This is a genomic window from Rhizobium sp. 16-488-2b (genome assembly GCF_017741815.1).
In the GTDB taxonomy this organism is placed as follows: Bacteria; Pseudomonadota; Alphaproteobacteria; order Rhizobiales; family Rhizobiaceae; genus Rhizobium.
In genome coordinates this window covers 118,201-133,095 of record NZ_JAGHMF010000024.1, presented here as the reverse complement: position 1 = coordinate 133,095, position 14,895 = coordinate 118,201, and the positions used below count along the sequence as shown (strand labels likewise).

The 14,895-nt window shown below is 63.0% G+C and carries 14 protein-coding genes and 1 pseudogene; 13 read left to right on the top strand and 2 right to left on the bottom strand.

Features of this window, described 5'->3' with window-relative positions; translation table 11 throughout:
- Positions 1 to 19: 19 nt before the first annotated feature.
- From J5286_RS20240 to J5286_RS20195, 10 genes are all read left to right on the top strand, one after another.
- A complete protein-coding gene (locus tag J5286_RS20240) occupies positions 20 to 1,165 on the top strand; it encodes an AAA family ATPase (RefSeq protein ID WP_209191867.1) in 1,146 nt (381 codons plus the stop codon).
- Between the two features lie 54 nt (positions 1,166 to 1,219).
- Positions 1,220 to 3,433, top strand: coding sequence for a primosomal protein N' (locus J5286_RS20235; RefSeq protein ID WP_209191866.1), 2,214 nt, complete (start codon positions 1,220 to 1,222; stop codon positions 3,431 to 3,433).
- Between the two features lie 80 nt (positions 3,434 to 3,513).
- Positions 3,514 to 3,903 (top strand): AGROH133_08824 family phage infection protein, encoded by a 390-nt coding sequence (locus tag J5286_RS20230; protein WP_209191865.1) that lies wholly within the window; start codon positions 3,514 to 3,516, stop codon positions 3,901 to 3,903.
- A 254-nt stretch (positions 3,904 to 4,157) separates the two neighbouring features.
- On the top strand, positions 4,158 to 4,724 hold the full coding sequence (locus J5286_RS20225; RefSeq protein ID WP_026283540.1) for a F0F1 ATP synthase subunit delta: 567 nt from the start codon (positions 4,158 to 4,160) through the stop codon (positions 4,722 to 4,724).
- Positions 4,724 to 6,253 carry a F0F1 ATP synthase subunit alpha gene (atpA, locus tag J5286_RS20220; protein ID WP_018901475.1) on the top strand — a complete coding sequence of 510 codons (1,530 nt, stop codon included), beginning with the start codon at positions 4,724 to 4,726 and terminating at the stop codon, positions 6,251 to 6,253. The genes J5286_RS20225 and atpA overlap by 1 nt, the downstream gene beginning before the upstream one ends.
- 26 nt (positions 6,254 to 6,279) lie before the next feature.
- Complete coding sequence (locus tag J5286_RS20215; RefSeq protein ID WP_018901476.1) at positions 6,280 to 7,164, top strand: F0F1 ATP synthase subunit gamma; 885 nt, start codon at positions 6,280 to 6,282, stop codon at positions 7,162 to 7,164.
- A 23-nt stretch (positions 7,165 to 7,187) separates the two neighbouring features.
- Positions 7,188 to 8,636 carry a F0F1 ATP synthase subunit beta gene (atpD, locus tag J5286_RS20210; RefSeq protein ID WP_018901477.1) on the top strand — a complete coding sequence of 483 codons (1,449 nt, stop codon included), beginning with the start codon at positions 7,188 to 7,190 and terminating at the stop codon, positions 8,634 to 8,636.
- Between the two features lie 77 nt (positions 8,637 to 8,713).
- Positions 8,714 to 9,121: a F0F1 ATP synthase subunit epsilon gene (locus J5286_RS20205; RefSeq protein ID WP_018901478.1), complete on the top strand. Its 408-nt coding sequence runs from the start codon at positions 8,714 to 8,716 to the stop codon at positions 9,119 to 9,121.
- Positions 9,122 to 9,293: 172 nt separating this feature from the next.
- Positions 9,294 to 10,064 (top strand): SDR family NAD(P)-dependent oxidoreductase, encoded by a 771-nt coding sequence (locus J5286_RS20200; protein ID WP_209191864.1) that lies wholly within the window; start codon positions 9,294 to 9,296, stop codon positions 10,062 to 10,064.
- 104 nt (positions 10,065 to 10,168) lie between these two features.
- Entirely contained in the window at positions 10,169 to 10,516 is a 348-nt protein-coding gene (locus tag J5286_RS20195) for an ArsR/SmtB family transcription factor (RefSeq protein WP_209191863.1), read from the top strand.
- A 7-nt stretch (positions 10,517 to 10,523) separates the two neighbouring features.
- On the opposite strand, the gene J5286_RS20190 is transcribed toward J5286_RS20195, so the two are convergent.
- Entirely contained in the window at positions 10,524 to 10,946 is a 423-nt protein-coding gene (locus J5286_RS20190; RefSeq protein ID WP_209192008.1) for a cupin domain-containing protein, read from the bottom strand.
- Positions 10,947 to 10,960: 14 nt separating this feature from the next.
- On the bottom strand, positions 10,961 to 11,731 hold the full coding sequence (gene gloB, locus J5286_RS20185) for a hydroxyacylglutathione hydrolase (RefSeq protein ID WP_026283543.1): 771 nt from the start codon (positions 11,729 to 11,731) through the stop codon (positions 10,961 to 10,963).
- Positions 11,732 to 11,784: 53 nt separating this feature from the next.
- Here gloB and J5286_RS20180 point away from each other — a divergent pair, with 53 nt between their 5' ends.
- From J5286_RS20180 to J5286_RS20170, 3 genes and pseudogenes are all read left to right on the top strand, one after another.
- A complete protein-coding gene (locus tag J5286_RS20180) occupies positions 11,785 to 12,561 on the top strand; it encodes a class I SAM-dependent methyltransferase (RefSeq protein WP_026283544.1) in 777 nt (258 codons plus the stop codon).
- Positions 12,562 to 12,851: 290 nt separating this feature from the next.
- Positions 12,852 to 13,961 carry a histidinol-phosphate transaminase gene (gene hisC, locus J5286_RS20175; RefSeq protein WP_209191862.1) on the top strand — a complete coding sequence of 370 codons (1,110 nt, stop codon included), beginning with the start codon at positions 12,852 to 12,854 and terminating at the stop codon, positions 13,959 to 13,961.
- Positions 13,949 to 14,887 (top strand): annotated as a pseudogene (locus J5286_RS20170) (prephenate/arogenate dehydrogenase family protein); the annotation flags it as partial. The gene hisC and the pseudogene J5286_RS20170, both read left to right, overlap by 13 nt.
- Positions 14,888 to 14,895: the final 8 nt, after the last annotated feature.

Sequence of the window (14,895 nt, the reverse complement as noted above, 5' to 3'; positions counted from 1 at the left end):
GGATGGGGTAAAGCGGGGCATGCAACTCCGCTCCATGTTCGCCCAGAATTACCGGTCGCTCCGCTCGATCCGCATGGATCTGTCGGAGACCTCGCTGTTTCTCGGCGAGAACGGCGTCGGCAAATCCAATCTCTATCGTGCGCTGCAGCTAGTGCAGGCGGCCGTCACCGGGCGGCTGGTGCGCGAGCTTGCGGCCGAGGGCGGCATGTTCTCGGTGCTTTGGTCGGGCACGCGCAAGCAGAATGAGGGGCCGGCGCGGGTGCGGCTCGAGGTCGAGCTTCTGGACGAGGAGCGGGCCGTCACCTTTCGCTACAGGGTCGAGGTCGGCCTGCGCCCGCCAGAAGCGGCGGCCGGCTTTCCGCTGGAGCCGCAGGTGAAGGCCGAGGAGTTGATCGTCGATCACGGGCGGCCGGTCACGATGATGAAGCGGGCGGGGCCATCGATCCAGGTGCGGGATGGCGCCGGGCGGATGCAGGACTATCCGGATCAGGCGCTGACATCAGAGACGGCGATGGCGCTGCTTGGCGATGCCGGGCATTTTCCCGAGATCGCGGCCTTTCGCCGGGTGGTGGCCAACTGGCGGTTCTTTCATGGTTTCCGCACCGACCGCGCCTCGCCGCTGCGCCAGCCCTGCCTTGCCGTGACCGGGCCGATGCTGGATGAGGACGGCGCCAATCTGGCGGCGGTGTTCGCGACGCTCAGGCATACGCGGCAGGATACGGTTGATCTCGATCGTGTGGTCGCCTCGGCCTTCGGCGGCGCGCGGCTCGTGGTGCCGGAGCCGGAGGAGACGGCGTCGTTCGGGCTCGCCTTTCCCGATTTTCCGCACCGGGTGTTCCAGCCGCGTGAGCTTTCCGATGGGCAGATACGCTTTCTCGGACTGGCGGCGGCATTGTTGTCCTATCGCCTGCCGCCGTTGATCGCGCTCAACGAGCCGGAAGCGAGCCTGCATCCCGACATGCTGGAACCGCTGGCGGATATGATCGCGACCGCTTCGAAGAGCAGCCAGGTGTGGATCGTCACCCACTCGGCGCAGCTGGCGGAGGCCGTGCGCGAGCGCTGCGGGGTGCGGCCGCGCAAGGTGATCCGCGAAAACGGCGCCACCTGGATCGAGGGCATGCGGCTTACCGGCACGATTGCCGGCGAGGACGATGATGACGATTGATAGCGCGATGTCGCGGGTTTCATTTTGTTCTCGTTGCGGGCATGGTCGCGCCCGATGAGCATAGATTCGTCCGACCTCTTTGGCCCCATTGAACCACCGCCCGCCGTGCGCACGGTGTCGGTGCTTGTACCCATGCCGGCGCCCAGGCCCTATTCCTATTCGGTGCCCGAGGGCATGGCCGTGGAGCCCGGCTCCGTGGTGCAGGTGCCGCTCGGGCCGCGCCAGGTGATGGGCGCCGTCTGGGAGGGGGGAAACGAGGGCGTCGATCCGAAGAAGCTTCGGCCGATCACCAAGGTGTTCGATTGCCCGCCGCTTTCGAAGGACATGCGCGATTTCGTCGACTGGGTCGCGAGCTACACGCTGTCGCCGCCGGGGCTGGTGGCGCGGATGGCGCTGCGTGTTCCCAACGCCTTCGATCCGGAACCGATGGTCGAGGGACTGCGCTTTGTCGGCGGCGAGCCGGAGCGGATGACGCCGGCGCGCGCCCGCGTGCTCGATGCCGCCGGCGACGGGCTGTCGTGGACGCGCATTGGCCTGGCGCATGCGGCCGGCGTTTCGACCAGCGTCGTCGACGGCTTGATCGCGCAGGGGATCTTCGAGACGATCTTCCTGCCGCCGCCGCCGATCGTGGCGAAGCCGGACCCGGATTTCGCGCCGTCGCGGCTCGCCGGTCCGCAGAAGGAGGCGGCCGACGAAATCCTCGAGGAGGTCCGCAACGGCCAGTTCGCGGTATCGCTGATCGATGGCGTCACCGGTTCGGGCAAGACCGAGGTCTATTTCGAGGCGATCGCCGAGACGCTGAAGCGCGGCAAGCAGGTGCTGATCCTGTTGCCGGAGATCGCGCTGACGGCCAGTTTCCTCGAGCGCTTCCAGGACCGCTTCGGGGCGAAGCCCGCCGAGTGGCATTCCGATCTGGCGCCGAAGACGCGCGAGAAGGTGTGGCGGCAGGCGGTGACGGGGGAGGTCCGCGTCGTGGCCGGCGCGCGTTCGGCGCTGTTCTTGCCGTTCGAGGATCTAGGGCTGATCATCGTCGATGAAGAGCATGATCCCGCCTACAAGCAGGAAGACCGCGTCTATTACAATGCCCGCGACATGGCGGTCGTGCGCGCCCGGATCGGCGATTTTCCGCTCGTGCTGGTCTCGGCCACGCCATCGATCGAGAGCCAGGTCAATGGCCAGAGCGGGCGCTATACGACCATTCACCTGCCGACACGCTTCGGCGACGCGGCGCTGCCTGATCTGCACCTGGTCGACATGCGAAGGCATGCGCCGGAGCGTGGTGGGTTCCTGTCGCCGGTGCTCTTGCGGGCCATCGGCAAGACGGTCGAGAAGAAGCAGCAGGCACTGTTGTTCCTGAACCGGCGCGGCTATGCGCCGCTGACGCTCTGCCGCGTCTGCGGTCATCGCTTCCAATGCCCGCAATGTTCCAGCTGGCTGGTCGAGCACCGGTTCAAGCGGCAGCTGCAATGCCATCAGTGCGGCTATCACCAGCATACGCCGGAGGCCTGCCCGGAATGCGGCACGTTCGATCACCTGGTTGCCTGCGGGCCGGGGGTGGAGCGGATCGCGGAAGAGGTGGAGCGGCATTTTCCCGAGGCGCGGACCATCGTTCTCTCTTCCGACATCATGGGCGGCGTGAAGCGGCTCAGGCTGGAGCTCGATGCGATCGCCAAGGGCGAGGCGGATATCGTCATCGGCACGCAGCTGGTGGCCAAGGGGCATAACTTCCCGCTGATGACGCTGGTGGGCATCATCGATGCCGATCTCGGCCTGGCGAACGGCGATCCGCGCGCGGCCGAGCGGACCTTCCAGCTGCTGTCGCAGGTGACCGGCCGCGCCGGGCGTACGGGTCTGAAGAGCCACGGCCTGCTGCAGACCTACCAGCCGCAGCATCCCGTGATGCAGGCGATCGTCTCGGGCGACGCGGGAGCCTTCTACGAGCGCGAGATCGCCGAGCGTGAGCGGGCGATCCTGCCGCCGTTCGGCCGACTGGCGTCGATCATCGTCTCGGCGGAAACACGGCAGGATGCGGAGGGGCATGCGCGCAGCATGCGCAACGCAGCACCTCAGGTGACGGGGATTTCCGTGCTCGGGCCGGCCGAGGCGCCGCTGGCGCTGGTGCGCGGACGCCATCGCTTCCGGCTCCTCGTGCATGGTCGCCGGAACTCCGACATGCAGGCCTACCTGCGCACCATGCTGGCGCAATCGCCGAAAGAGCGCGGCTCCATCCATGTGCAGCTCGATATCGATCCGCAGAGCTTCCTTTAGAGTACGCCGATCTCGGGCGTTTGCGGCCTGCCGATATCATGGCATAAGGGCTGCAAATCACAGTGATTTGGGGTCACATCATGGAATTCTACTTTCCGACGGAGCTGGGCGAGCAGCTTGCCTTCGGTGCCGCCGCGTTTACCGCGCTTGCGGGCTTCATCATCATGTTCGCGCCGGGCTATGCGATGCGGCTCTTCGGGATACAGGTGCGTGAGGGGCGCCGCGACGGTTATGCCGAGCTGCGCTCGATGGGCGGCTTCTATCTCGGCACCGGGCTGGCGGCGATCATGCTGGCGCAGAACTTCACCTATCTGGCGCTTGGCGCGGCGTTTGCGATGGCCGCATTTGCGCGCATCATCTCGCTGCTTTCCGACCGGGGAGGCACCATCATGAATTATGTACTTCTGGTTGTGCAGGTGATTTTGGCGGCGCTTCCGCTCGGCTATGTCTTCGGTTTCTTTTCCGCCTGAAACACGCCGATTTTGGAGTGACGGTCTCTGGACCGTGAACGGTTTCGGCATTTTTGCGGCAGAAATCGATGCTAAAATAGGATTACGGCGTTACGCGTGTTGCGAGTCCCGATATCCTATGTTAGACGGACCCCGAATTTCGGAAGAAGCAAGAGGCTTCTCTTGCGATTTCTGGGGGAAATCATAACGAATTCAAGAATTTAAATCAGGCGCCCGCCGGAGGCCGGATTCTTGGGTTGAAATCAGGGAAATTTGTGCCCGTGGCAGACACGTCCCAGCTTACATCTGGTGTTGCAGAGCGATATGCCTCGTCGCTGTTCGAACTGGCGCTCGAGGAGGGTGCAGTCGCGAACGTGACCGCCGATCTCGACCGTTTTCAGGCGATGTTGGACGAGAGCGACGATCTGAAGCGCTTCATCTCCAGCCCGGTTTTCTCGGCTGAAGATCAGCTGAAGACGATCATCGCGATCAGCGAAAAGGCTGGCATCAGCGGGTTCGTTGCAAACTTCCTGAAGGTCGTGGCGCGCAATCGCCGCCTGTTTGCTCTCCCGGGCATGATCAAGGCCTTCCGTGTCATCGCTGCCAAGCAGCGTGGCGAAATTACCGCCGAGGTTACCTCGGCCCATGCGCTCGACGCAGCGCAGGAAACTGAATTGAAGGCGGCGCTGAAGGGCGTCACCGGCAAAGACGTGGCGGTCAACGTCACGGTTGATCCGTCAATTCTTGGTGGTCTGATCGTGAAGGTCGGGTCCCGTCAGATTGATACGTCTCTTCGTACCAAACTCTCTACCCTTAAGCTTGCATTGAAAGAGGTTGGCTGATGGATATCCGCGCCGCGGAAATTTCCGCAATTCTCAAAGATCAGATTAAAAACTTCGGCAAAGAGGCGCAGGTCTCGGAAGTCGGTCAGGTGCTCTCCGTCGGTGACGGTATCGCTCGCGTATACGGTCTGGACAACGTCCAGGCCGGCGAGATGGTCGAGTTCCCGGGCGGCATCCGCGGCATGGCGCTGAACCTTGAAGCCGACAACGTTGGTGTCGTTATTTTCGGTTCCGACCGCGCCATCAAGGAAGGCGATACCGTCAAGCGTACGGGCGCCATCGTTGACGTTCCGGTTGGTCCGGAACTGCTCGGCCGCGTTGTCGACGCTCTCGGCAACCCGATCGACGGCAAGGGCCCGATCAACGCGACCCGCCGTGCGCGCGTCGACGTCAAGGCTCCCGGCATCATTCCGCGCAAGTCGGTTCATGAGCCGATGTCGACCGGCCTCAAGGCCATCGACGCGCTCATCCCGGTTGGCCGTGGCCAGCGCGAGCTCGTCATCGGCGACCGCCAGACCGGCAAGACCGCGATCATTCTCGACGCGATCCTGAACCAGAAGGCCATTCACGACAACGGCCCGGACAGCGAAAAGCTGTACTGCGTCTACGTCGCTATCGGCCAGAAGCGTTCGACCGTTGCCCAGTTCGTCAAGGTTCTCGAAGAACGCGGCGCAATGAAGTACTCGATCGTCGTTGCCGCGACCGCTTCGGACGCTGCTCCGATGCAGTACCTGGCACCGTTCGCCGGTTGCGCCATGGGCGAATACTTCCGCGACAACGGCCAGCATGCCCTGATCGGTTACGACGACCTTTCGAAGCAGGCTGTTGCCTATCGCCAGATGTCGCTTCTGCTGCGCCGCCCGCCGGGCCGCGAAGCTTACCCGGGCGACGTTTTCTACCTGCATTCGCGTCTCCTCGAGCGCGCTGCAAAGCTCTCCGACGAAATGGGCGCTGGCTCGCTGACGGCTCTGCCTGTCATCGAAACCCAGGGTAACGACGTTTCGGCGTTCATTCCGACCAACGTGATCTCGATCACCGACGGCCAGATCTTCCTTGAAACCGACCTGTTCTACCAGGGCATTCGTCCGGCCGTTAACGTCGGTCTGTCGGTTTCGCGCGTTGGTTCCGCCGCTCAGATCAAGGCCATGAAGCAGGTTGCCGGCTCGATCAAGGGCGAACTCGCCCAGTATCGCGAAATGGCCGCCTTCGCCCAGTTCGGCTCCGACCTCGACGCATCGACGCAGCGCCTGCTGAACCGCGGCGCACGCCTGACCGAACTCCTGAAGCAGCCGCAGTTCTCGCCGCTGAAGACGGAAGAACAGGTCGCGGTGATCTTCGCCGGCGTCAACGGTTACCTCGACAAGGTCGCGGTCAACCAGGTCGGCAAGTTCGAGCAGGGCCTGCTGTCGTACCTCCGTTCCGAAGGTTCGGCGATCCTCGACACGATCCGTAGCGAAAAGGCCATCAGCGACGATACGAAGGGCAAGCTCACCGCTGCCATCGACAGCTTCGCGAAGTCTTTCTCGTAATCGGACCCAGTTAGGACGGATCACGGATGCCTTCACTTAAGGATCTGAAAAACCGGATCGCCTCCGTCAAGGCGACGCAGAAGATCACCAAGGCGATGAAAATGGTCGCCGCGGCGAAGCTTCGGCGTGCGCAGGAGGCGGCCGAGGCCGCCCGGCCCTATTCGCAGCGGATGAGTGCGGTCTTGGCGAACATCGCCAACGCCGTCACCGATGCGGATGGTGCGCCGGCTCTCATGACCGGTACAGGCAAGGATCAGGTTCACCTGCTCGTTGTCTGCACGGCTGATCGCGGCCTCTGCGGCGGTTTCAACTCGCAGATTTCCCGTTTTGCCCGCGATCATGCCCGCAAGCTGACCGCAGAAGGCAAGACGGTAAAGATCTTCACTGTCGGCAAGAAGGGCTACGACAGCCTGCGCCGCGAATTCCTGCCGCTCATCGTCGAGCGCAAGGAACTCCGCGACGTCAAGCGTGTCGCCTTCGAAAACGCCGACAGCATCGGCAAGCGCATCATCGAGATGTACGAAGCCGGTGAATTCGACGTCTGCACGCTCTTCTATTCCGAGTTCAAGTCGGTGATCTCGCAGGTTCCGACGGCACAGCAGCTCATCCCGGCTTCGGCTGGCGAGGCGGTTGCCGAGGACGCGGCACATGCGGGCGCGGTCTACGAATACGAGCCAGATCCGGCATCGATCCTCGAGGATCTGATTCCACGCAACATCTCGGTCCAGATTTTCCGCGCGCTCCTCGAGAACGTCGCCGGCGAAATGGGCGCCAAGATGAGCGCGATGGACAATGCGACGCGTAACGCTGGTGAAATGATCAACAAGCTGACGCTTTCCTACAACCGTCAGCGCCAGGCTCAGATCACCAAGGAACTCATTGAAATCATTTCGGGCGCGGAAGCGCTCTGAGGTAAGGGAAAGAGGGTAAGAAGATGGCTAAGGCAGCTACCCCCAAGAAGGCCGCGGCAGGCTCCGCCGGCAAGGTTACGCAGGTTATCGGCGCCGTCGTGGACGTTGCCTTCGAAGGCGAACTGCCGGCGATCCTGAACGCACTCGAAACCACGAACGGCGGCAACCGCCTCGTGCTCGAAGTCGCTCAGCACCTGGGTGAAAACGAAGTTCGTACGATCGCCATGGACTCGACCGAAGGTCTGGTTCGCGGTCAGCCGGTCTCCGACACGGGTGAGCCGATCACGGTTCCGGTCGGTCCGGAAACGCTCGGCCGTATCATGAACGTCATCGGCGAACCGGTTGACGAAGCCGGCCCGCTGGTCACTTCGGGCAAGCGCGCCATCCACCAGGACGCTCCTTCCTACGTCGACCAGTCGACCGAAGGCCAGATCCTCGTCACCGGCATCAAGGTCGTCGACCTTCTCGCTCCTTATGCAAAGGGCGGCAAGATCGGCCTGTTCGGCGGCGCCGGCGTCGGCAAGACCGTTCTGATCATGGAACTGATCAACAACGTCGCCAAGGCGCACGGTGGTTACTCGGTATTCGCAGGCGTGGGTGAACGTACCCGCGAAGGCAACGACCTTTACCACGAAATGATCGAATCGGGCGTCAACAAGCACGGCGGCGGCGAAGGCTCCAAGGCTGCTCTCGTTTACGGCCAGATGAACGAACCGCCGGGCGCACGCGCTCGCGTTGCTCTCACCGGTCTGACGATCGCTGAAGACTTCCGCGACAAGGGCCAGGACGTTCTGTTCTTCGTCGACAACATCTTCCGCTTCACGCAGGCAGGTTCCGAAGTGTCGGCTCTGCTCGGCCGTATTCCTTCGGCCGTTGGCTATCAGCCGACGCTCGCCACGGACATGGGCGCGATGCAGGAACGCATCACCACCACGACGAAGGGCTCGATCACCTCGGTTCAGGCCATTTACGTCCCCGCCGACGACTTGACCGACCCGGCTCCGGCCACCTCGTTCGCCCACTTGGACGCAACGACGGTTCTGTCGCGCTCGATCGCTGAAAAGGGTATCTACCCGGCCGTTGACCCGCTCGACTCCACGTCGCGCATGCTCGACCCGATGGTTGTCGGCGAAGAGCACTACGAAGTGGCTCGTAAGGTTCAGACGACGCTGCAGCGCTACAAGGCCCTGCAGGACATCATCGCCATCCTTGGCATGGACGAACTGTCGGAAGAAGACCGTCTGGCTGTTGCCCGCGCCCGTAAGATCGAGCGCTTCCTGTCGCAGCCGTTCTTCGTCGCCGAAGTCTTCACCGGTTCGCCGGGCAAGCTCGTTGCGCTCGAAGACACGATCAAGGGCTTCAAGGGCCTCGTCAACGGCGAATACGATCACCTGCCGGAAGCAGCCTTCTACATGGTCGGCTCGATGGAAGAAGCCATCGAAAAGGCCAAGAAGCTCTCCGCAGCCGCTTGATGCATTCACTTACGGCGCGCAGGGTCCGTCCCCGCGCGCCGTCTCTCGTTTCAAAGACAATCAAGAAGTGAAACGTCATGGCTGACAATTTCAATTTTGAACTCGTATCTCCGGAGCGCCTGCTCTTGTCCGAGATGGTGACCGAAGTTGTCATTCCGGCAACCGAGGGCGAGATGACCGTCATGGCGAACCACGCGCCGACGATGACAACAATCAAGCCGGGCGTCGTGAGCGTTCGCTCCGCCAGCGGTGTCAAGAAGGACTTCGTGGTGTTCGGCGGCTTCGCCGACATCCTGCCGACCGGCTGCACGCTGCTCGCGGAATCCGCGATCCCCGTCGAAGACGTCTCCAAGGACGAACTCGACCGTCGCATCGACGCCGCCAAGTCTGAGCTCGAGGATGCCCAGCATCACGAGCACAAGTCCAAGCTGGAACACTTCATCATGGAAATGACGCACCTCCAGGGTGTCGTCAACAAGGACTGAGCCTTCCAGCTCTGACTGTCATCGAAGCGGCCGCAAGGCCGCTTTTTTGTTGCTCGCTCGAGGCTCTTCTCGGCTATCGAAGGCCGGTAGCGGTTGATCATTGGCGGATGCAGAGGCTATCTTCTCACCATGTCGGATCCGCATCGGTTCGGCCGCTGATGGGGAGGGTTTGATGTTTCATCCGAAGTTGTTCGAAAACCGCAATGTGGTGGTCACGGGTGCCGGTCGCGGGATCGGGCTCGAGGTCGCGAGACAGTTTCTCGATTGCGGTGCGCGGGTGCTGGTTCACACCGGCCGCGACGGCGAGCGGACGCTACCGGATTTCCTGCTGACGGCGGAAGAAGATCGCCGCGCCATCCTGATCGCCGGCGATTTCTCGACGGGCGAGGGGTGCCAGGTTTTTGCCAGCAAGGTACTCGGCCATTTCAAGACGATCCACGCGCTCGTCAACAATGCGGGAACGATGTTCGGCCGGTTTCCGGCGGGTACGCTCACGGACGAGCAGTATGGCCAGGTGGTGCAGCTGAACCAGACGTCGGTCGTCGAGGTCACCAGGGCGCTGCTGCCGGCGCTGAGGGCCGCTGGCGAGGCTGCGATCGTCAACACGGTTTCGATCTCGGCGTTGACGGGCGGCAGCCCCGGCTCGGCGATCTACTCGGCTTCCAAGGCGTTCGTCTCGACTTACTCGAAAGCGCTTGCGCGCGAACTCGCTCCCGACGGCATCCGCGTCAACTGCATCTCGCCGGGAACGATCGAAACCGATTTCCACCAGCGCTATTCATCCGCCGAAAAGCTTGAGCAGACCCGCAAGGGCATACCGCTGCAGCGGCTGGGGACGGCCGAGGATTGCGCGCCGGCCTATCTCTTCATGGCGGCGCCGTCGCTGTCGGGCTACGTGACCGGCCAGGTGCTGGAGATCAATGGCGGCCAGCTTATCTGCTGATTACGTGACTTTTTTTGGCACTTTAGGAGATCCAAATTATCCGGCCTTGCGTACGTGTTATGAGCACTTGTCATTTTTGATATATATGCAAGCAGAGACATAACATGCACTTGCCGACACCTCGATCGGGTATGGCCGATCACGAATTGCAGGGGTTTTCGACCAAAGCTCGGGCAGCAAGTGAACTTCTGAAAGCGCTGGCTCATCATACGCGGTTGCTCATCCTGTGCATTCTCGCGGATGAGGAGAAGACCGTCAGCCAGATCGAGGACATTCTCGGCATGCAGCAGGCCATGGTCTCGCAACAGCTCGCCCGCCTGCGTCTCGAGGGCCTGGTCAATACGCGCCGCGAGGGCCGCATGATCTATTACAGCGTCGGCCACTCCGGCACGGTGTCGCTGCTCAAATCGCTGTTCGTGATGTTGCCCGAGGTGGTCGAGCAGCAGGGGTAAGGCGCTTTCAGGTGTCCGGCGACCAGTCGGGCGGGGCCATCTCGAAGCTCGAAAATTCGAAGCCGGGCGACACCGTGCATCCAACCAGCGTATAGTCGCCAAGCGTCTCGGCCGATTGCCACCAGTTGGCGGGGATGATTGCCTGCGGGCGCTGGCCGCCGAGGATATCGGGGCCAAGCATCAGCGTCTCGCTCCGACCGCCGTCTTCAGCGCGGTGCAGCGCCAGCGGTGCGCCGGCATAATAGTGCCAGACCTCGGCCGCGTCGTGGACGCGGTGCCAATGCGAGCGCTGGCCGGATTTCAGCAGATAGTAGATCGCCGTCGAGTGCCCGCGTTCCTCGCCTTCGCTGTCGCGGAAGGTCTGGATGTAGAAGCCGCCCTCGGGGTGCGGCTGCAGGTCGAGTTCGCGGATGATGTCGTCGGCGGAGATCGGCGCCGGCGCCATCAGAAATTATCCTTGCGCTTGCGGATTTCGGCGAAGACCTCTTCGTTGGTCTTGGTTTCCATCAACAGGTTGCGGCGGATGGCGGGGTCGCCGGCGCGGAGGAACGGGTTGGTTTCCTTCTCCAGCGCGAGCGTCGTCGGGATGGTGAACTTGCCCTCGGCGCGCAGTGCCTCGATCTCGGCGGCGCGGGCCTTCAGACGTTCGTTATCCGGGTCGATGGTCAGCGCGAAGCGGGCGTTGGAGAGCGTGTATTCGTGGCCGAAATAGATCGCGGTCTCATCGGGCAGCACGGCGAGCTTCTGCAGCGAGTGCCACATATCGGCCGGCGGGCGTTCGAACAGGCGGCCACAGCCGAGCGCGAACAGCGTGTCGGCGGCAAAGAGCAGCTTGTCGTCGGTGAAGTGGTAGCAGATATGGCCGGCGGTGTGGCCGGGGGTCTCGATCACGCGGACGGGGTGTTCGCCGAACAGGAAGGTATCGTCGTCGGACATCGTCATGTCGAGGCCCGGGATCGCCACTGCCTCGTTGATCGGGCCGATGATCTCGCAGCCGTACTTCTCCTTCAGCGCCAGATTGCCCTCGACGTGGTCGGTATGATGATGGGTGGTGAAGATGTGGCTGATCGTCCAACCGCGACGGTTCGCGGCGGCAATGACGGCGTCGGCATCAGGGGCGTCGATGGAGGCGGTGTGGCCGGTCTCGGGATCATGAACAAGCACGCCGAAATTGTCGGTGCGGCAGAGAAAAACGTCTAAATCCAAAGGTTTCATAATCTAAAGTGCCTCTTTATCTCGGACTGACCCCGAATGTAGAGGCTGCGGCCTTGAAGTCCAACCGCTCACTGATAACATTTATCGCAATGCACGCAGATATCGTCGACCTACGCCAGTTCTATCATTCCGACCTCGGCCGCATCGCCGAGCAGTCGATCGCCATGGCGCTGTCGTCGCTGTGGGTGCGGCTGCCGCAGGAGCGGCTGGTGGGCATCGGCTATGCCGTGCCGTTTCTCGATCGTTTCCAGGCCGATACCGAACGCACCTTCGCCTTCATGCCGGCGGGGCAGGGTGCCGTGAACTGGCCGATGGGCTCGCTGTCGTCGACGGCGCTGATCTTCGACGAGGAACTGCCGCTGCCGGATTCGTCGATCGACCGGGTGCTGATGGTGCACTCGCTGGAGTTCGCGGAAAACCCGCGCGAGACGCTGAAGGAGCTCTGGCGGGTGCTGGCGCCGGGCGGACGGCTGGTCATCGTCGTGCCCAACCGGCGCGGCGTCTGGGCGCGGCTGGAGCACACGCCTTTCGGCTCAGGGCGGCCCTATTCGCGGGGGCAGCTGACGCATCTGTTGCGCGAGACGAATTTTACGCCGGGGGCGTCCGCAGAGGCGCTTTTGTTTCCGCCGTCGAAGCTGCGGACGATGATGCGGCTGCGTGGTGCATTCGAGTATGTCGGGCGGGCACTCTGGCCGGCTTTTTCGGGGGTCATCATCGTCGAGGCGCAGAAGCGGCTCTATCAGGGCCTGCCGGTGGCGGTGCGCGCTTCCAGGCGTGTATTCGTGCCGGTGCTGTCGCCGCATGGGGTGCCGACGACGCGGACGCGGTAGGCTCGCAGCGGTGCGGTACTCCCTTCTCCCCTCGGGGAGAAGGTGGCCCGAAGGGCCGGATGAGGGGGCTCCGGGTGGGCTTGCCGCTATATTTGTCATTTCCCTGGAAGTGAGGGTTGTGCCGCAGGCCCCCTCATCCGCCTGCCGGCACCTTCCCCCCGTTGGGGGGAAGAGACTCGTGGTGGGCGCTCGCCCTATCTCCCCCCACCACTCGACAACGCACCATTTCCGTTCTATTGCCTCAAGGCAATTTCCAGCCGGACACCCCGGCCTTTTCCAAGGTTGATCCCATGAGCGTAGAGACGAGCAAGCCTGTTCCCCGTGCCGGTATTCTTGATATCGCGGCCTATGTGCCCGGCAAGGAACATGCGCCGGGCGTGGCGCGCGTCTACAAGCTCTCGTCGAACGAAACGCCGCTCGGCGCCAGCCCGAAGGCGATTGCCGCCTATCGCGCGGCGGCCGACAATCTCGAGCGCTATCCGGATGGACAGGCCGTCGAGCTGCGCGAGGCGATCGCGGCGGTGCATGGGCTTAACCCGGCTAACATTCTCTGCGGCAACGGCTCGGACGAGCTGCTCGGCCTGCTCTGCCACGTCTATCTGGCGCCCGGCGACGAGGCCATCATCACCGAGCATGGCTTCCTGGTCTACAAGATCCAGATCATGGGCGCCGGCGCTACCGTCGTCACGGTCAAGGAGAAGGAAGCGACCGTCGATGTCGACGCAATCATCGCCGCCGTGACCGAGAAGACCAAGATGGTGTTCATCGCCAATCCCGGCAATCCGACGGGCACCTATGTTCCCGTCAGCGAGATCCGCCGCCTGCATGCAGCATTGCCGAAGAACGTCGTGCTGGTGCTCGACGCGGCCTATGCCGAATACGTGCGCCGCAACGACTATGAATCCGGTATCGAGATCGTGTCGTCGAACCCGAACGTTGTGATGACCCGCACCTTCTCGAAGGTATACGGCCTGGCGGCGCTGCGCGTCGGCTGGATGTATGCGCCCGCCGACATCGTCGATGCGCTGAACCGCGTGCGCGGACCGTTCAACATGAACATGGCGGCGATCTCGGCCGGTGCGGCTGCGATCCGCGACCAGTCCTTCATGCAGGAAGCCGTCGCCTTCAACCAGATGTGGATCGACAAGCTGACCGTCGCCTTCGAGGCGATCGGCCTGAAGGTAACGCCATCCGTCACCAATTTCGTGCTGATCCACTTCCCCGATGTGGACGGCAAGCGCGCAGACGAGGCCGATGAGTTCCTCACCAGCCGCGGCTATATCCTGCGCGCGGTGAAGGGCTACGGCTTCAAGAATTCGCTGCGCATGAGCGTTGGTCCCGAAGAGGCCAACCGCGGCGTCATCGAGGCGCTCGGCGAGTTCATGGGACGGAAGGCATGACGGTCCAGTTCGATCGCATCGCGCTTATCGGCATCGGCTTGATCGGCTCATCGCTGGCGCATGACATCAAGCGGCTGGGGCTGGCGAAAGAGGTGGTCATCGCCACCCGCAGCGCCGAGACGCTGAAGCGGGCGGAAGAGCTTGAGCTCGGCGATCGCTACACGACGTCTTCGGCCGAAGCGGTCAAGGATGCTGATCTCGTCATCGTCTCGGTGCCGGTCGGTGCGTCTGAGGCGGTTGCCAAGGAGATCGCCGGTAGCCTGAAGCCGGGCGCCATCGTCACCGATGTCGGCTCGACCAAGGCGTCGGTCATTGCGCAGATGCAGCCGCATATGCCTGGCAACGTCCACTTCATCCCCGGCCACCCGCTGGCGGGCACGGAAAAGTCGGGTCCGGATGCCGGCTTCCCCGGGCTGTTCGCAGGCCGCTGGTGCATCTTCACGCCGCTCGAAGGGACGGATGAGACGGCGCTCAAGGCGCTCAGCCGCTTCTGGGAGACGCTGGGCTCGAAGATCGACGTGATGGACCCCGAACACCACGACAAGGTGCTCGCCATCGTCTCGCACCTGCCGCACCTGATCGCCTTCAACATCGTCGGCACGGCCGATGATCTGGGCACGGTGACGGAATCGGAAGTGATCAAGTATTCCGCCTCCGGTTTCCGCGATTTTACGCGTCTGGCGGCCTCAGACCCCACCATGTGGCGGGACGTGTGCCTGCACAACAAGGATGCGATCCTCGAGATGCTGGCGCGGTTTTCCGAAGACCTCGCCTATCTGCAGCGGGCGATCCGCTGGGGCGAGGGCGACAAGATCTTCGACCTCTTCACCCGCACCCGCGCCATCCGCCGCTCGATCATCGAGGCCGGCCAGGATGTTGACGCTCCGGACTTCGGGCGGCCGCATACGCTTGATAAGAAGGGGTGAGTGAGGGG